Genomic DNA, 3,894 nt, shown 5'->3' with positions numbered 1-3,894 from the left:
GAGGTGGAGCCTGACGTGAAGAATCAGAAAGACCTGATGACTGCCTGCTCGGGCGAGGTGCACTATGCCGAGTGGGGATCGGCTCCCACTACCAACCTGACGTTCCGCCATGCCCTCACCGCCGTGCGCTTCAAAGTGGGGCAGAACCTCTCGTTTAACAAAACCATCAACAAGGTGGAAATCATCGGCGCCATGAGCAAGGGACGCTATACGCTGCCCACCGACGCTGCCGGCACGGGTACATGGAGCGACCTGAGCGATCCGCAGACCTTTACGTTGGATGGTATCAGCGTGAGTACATCGCAGGCGGTGAATAACATCATCATGGGCAAGGATAACGACAATTATGTCTTCTACATGATACCGCAGCCGCTGGACGGCGTGAGTGTGAAGATTCACTTCGCCGACGGCAGCACGCCCATCACCGCCAACCTCTCAGGTAAATGGAAGGCGGGCACGACGAAGACTTACGCCCTGACAGAGGATACCTCCACTTGGGATTATCAGCTCAACGTGAACGGTTCTTTTTCCGTGTCCGATCCCTCGTACAACTACTCCATACAAAGCTATCGTGAGGATCCCACTACCCACACACAGCAGCCTGTTGCATGGAAGGTAGTAAGTTATCAGGAGAGCACCGACGGAGGCGCAAACTTCGCCTCTGAGACCACCGAGAAGCCCGCATGGCTCACCGCCCTGACTATGGAGAAGGGTACCGGCGGCACTTCGGCACAAACCGGAACTGCCACTCTCAAGAGAGATATCGTTGACCGCCTTGTCGCTTACAACAAGGTATTGCAAGACGCACCTGCCAAGGGTACTCCCGGCAACTATTACAATCTGTCTAACGCTACGGGTGGCGATGAAGTGCAGAACACCGCCAACTGTTACCTCATATCCGCTCCGGGTTACTACCGTATTCCGTTGGTTTACGGTAACGCCATCAAGGATGGCAGCGATAATCCGAGCTCTTACAAGACTTCGAACAGCGGTGAGTATATTCTACAAAACTTTAAGGATCACGATGGTGTCGATATCGACAACCCGTGGATTACGCAGACTAACGGTGGCGCAAACGTTCCCGACGGAGCTAAAATCGTCTGGGCCGACCAAAGCGGTATCGTCGAAGCATCGAGCCTTTCCCTTTCCTCCGACCGGAAGTTTGTGCAGTTCCATGTCCCCGCCGACAAAATCAAGAACGGCAACGCCGTCATCGCCGTGAAGAACGCATCGGGCACCATTATGTGGTCTTGGCATCTGTGGTTCGACCACAAGGAAGTGCTTGAGACCGTGAAATGTACCAACTTCCAAAACAAGGATTATAACTTCACCAAGCAGACACTTGGCTTCGCCTATCGCAAATGGGAAGGTACCACTTACGACAAAAATCGTATCGTCAAGGTCAAGTTTGAGCAGACGGTTGGTCAGAATGCATCCGGCAAGAAGTATGCTATCATCCGGATTGAGCAGGCGCCCGGCAGCGTCAAGGAAATCTCCTCCACTCTCTACCAGTTCGGCCGCAAGGACGCCTTCCCCGGCACCGATACCACTCCCGATGGCTCGTTCAACAAGGACGGCGGTGATAATATGTCCCTCCAGAACGGTATCCGGCATCCCGAGACTTTCTACACTTATGGCTCAACTTGGCATAGCGGTTACAATCAGTACAACCTCTGGTCGATGGACAACACCACTACCGGTTATAACGACAATTCTGTGGTCAAGACCATCTACGATCCCTGCCCCGCAGGTTTCCACATGCCCGCCTCAAACGCTTTCACCGGTTTCACGACAAATGGGAAGAGCGGAGGTACGATGAATGTCAGCGGTGCTTGGGATTGGGGTTGGAACTTCAACAACAAAATCACTTCTCCCGATGCCGCCGTATATTTCCCTGCTTCGGGTTTTCGCAGCGGCAGCGACGGTTCGCTGAGCATCGTGGGCTACGACGGCTACGTTTGGTCGGCCGTTCCGAGCAACACGTACTACGGTTGCAACCTGTACTTCGGCTCGGGCGGCGTGAGCCCGCAGGGCGGCAACCTTCGGTCGTACGGGTTCTCCGTCCGTCCAGTAGCGGAATAATAGGAAACATCAATCCCTCCGCGCCTCGGTCATGGGGCACGGGGGAGAATAACAAAAGATTCGCTCTTTGACATATTGACACACACGGTGGGAAAATGAAAATCCCTATTGGATGTTTGGAATTTTTCATTGAAAAACATATATTTGCGATGGAAAATAGAAAAACAAAGGAGGAAAAATCATGGCAAGCACAATTACAAACAATGAAAACAACACCATAGGGATCTATTGGAACGCCTTGCGATCGATGAGCAAGAACATCCGGTTGGCTTTGGCTGTGAAACTGACCAACTCCGTACTCGAAGAAGAACGCGAGGAAATGTCGGACGAAGCATATACAGAAGAGATGCTCAACAGATTTTTCGGAAAGTGGGAAGGAGACGAGACTGCCGATGAAATCATGGCTGTTATCAAGGAAAATTCCACTTCAAGCGAACCAATCAGCTTCGAAGGCGTATGAGAAAACATCAACCGAAAGGAAAGGTGTTGCTTGACAGCAATATCCTCATCCATCTCCTTCGAAAGGATAAAAGCGTGAAACAGCATATCAGACAAATAGGCTGGCGCAACTGTTGCGTCTCCGAAATATCCGTAGTGGAACTGCTTTACGGAGCAGAGTGCAGCGCACATCCGGAAAAGAACCACGCTGTGCTGAGAGATTTGTTCGACCGGCTCGAAATCACCCCTTTCTCTGTTTGCATAATGGAGTTCTGCCGACAGAAAGCCGCGCTGCGCCGACAAGGACGGATGATAGAGGACAACGACCTCTACATCGCTTCCACAGCAATAGTGTTGGGTATTCCTGTGGCAACGGAGAATGTAAAACACCTCGAACGCATTGAAGGACTGGAGGTGCAGAATTGGATTAAACGATAACGTTTTTGCTCCCTTCAATCAAAAAACTTGCTCGCAAGTGCTTTACATAAACAATCCCGTCCCATGCTTCACATTGATTGAAGCGTGGGACGATTGTTTTCAACCGTTCGGAACGGTATTTCGTTTCCCCGTCGTGTTGTCAGTGTGGTAGAAGCATCAGCAATTTCGCTCGACAGTGCTTTTACGAAAGAAAAAGCGTTGGCGAGCCACTCGCTAACACTTTTACGAGAGAAAATGAGCCGTCGAGCAGCTCGACAGCTCTTTTTTTAAGAAAAATGCACCGGCGAGCTGCTCGATAATGCTTTTACGGGAAAAAATGGGTTGGCGAGCTACTCGCCACTCCATTCTTTATAAAAATAGACTTAATGTTCAACTTAAAAAATGAAATGCTTATGAAAACTATAAAAATTAAATCGTTCGACCTCGCCCACACACGTGTGGAGGAAGATTTCGGATTTCAGAAACTCATCGCGGCAGAAACCGAGAAACTGCCATTGACAGACAGCAAGCCCGGGTATGCCGAAGGGCTGAGGAAGGCTGTCCAAGCGTTTATACACGCGTATCAGATGTTCGATGACGCGCTGAAAGCGTCCGACAGCGTTCCGGCAGCCAAAACAGCCACCGAAAAGGACGCGCTGCGCGACGAGGCATGGCGCGCCATGCGCGAGTATGTGAAAGCCTCGACAGGCTATCCCGTTCCGGAAGTGGCGCAAACTGCCACGGAAGTTTATGAATTGTTCAAGAAGTACGGCGACTTAGCCACGCTGCCGCAGACCGAGGAGACGGGTCGGCTGCACAACCTGCTGCAGGACCTCGACGCCGTGGACGACGCCCGCATGACCGCCGCCCACTTCAAGCCCTTGGTCGACAACCTGCGTCAACGTGAGGACGAGTTTCTTGCCGCCGCCAAGGAACGTGCCGTTCAGGAGGGAGCCG

The 3,894-nt window shown here is 51.8% G+C and carries 4 protein-coding genes; all 4 read left to right on the top strand.

The window, feature by feature from the left end:
- The coding region (locus LO761_RS12490; RefSeq protein ID WP_272818604.1) for a fimbrillin family protein at positions 1 to 2,082 on the top strand (2,082 nt) is incomplete at its 5' end.
- Between the two features lie 181 nt (positions 2,083 to 2,263).
- Entirely contained in the window at positions 2,264 to 2,542 is a 279-nt protein-coding gene (locus LO761_RS12485; protein ID WP_272818603.1) for a hypothetical protein, read from the top strand.
- On the top strand, positions 2,539 to 2,958 hold the full coding sequence (locus LO761_RS12480; protein ID WP_272818602.1) for a type II toxin-antitoxin system VapC family toxin: 420 nt from the start codon (positions 2,539 to 2,541) through the stop codon (positions 2,956 to 2,958). Before LO761_RS12485 ends, LO761_RS12480 begins: the two co-directional genes overlap by 4 nt.
- A gap of 392 nt (positions 2,959 to 3,350) precedes the next feature.
- Positions 3,351 to 3,894 (top strand): DUF6261 family protein (locus LO761_RS12475; protein WP_272818601.1); only part of this gene is annotated, 544 nt, incomplete at its 3' end.

Source organism: Phocaeicola oris, assembly GCF_021295095.1.
Taxonomy (GTDB): domain Bacteria; phylum Bacteroidota; class Bacteroidia; order Bacteroidales; family Bacteroidaceae; genus Phocaeicola; species Phocaeicola oris.
This window is presented reverse-complemented; position numbering and strand designations above follow the sequence as displayed.

What these genes read in the sequence shown, in the direction of transcription:
- LO761_RS12485 (WP_272818603.1), top strand. Translation starts at nt 2,264, where the DNA reads ATGGCAAGCACAATTACAAACAATGAAAACAACACCATAGGGATCTAT.
- LO761_RS12480 (WP_272818602.1), top strand. Translation starts at nt 2,539, where the DNA reads ATGAGAAAACATCAACCGAAAGGAAAGGTGTTGCTTGACAGCAATATC.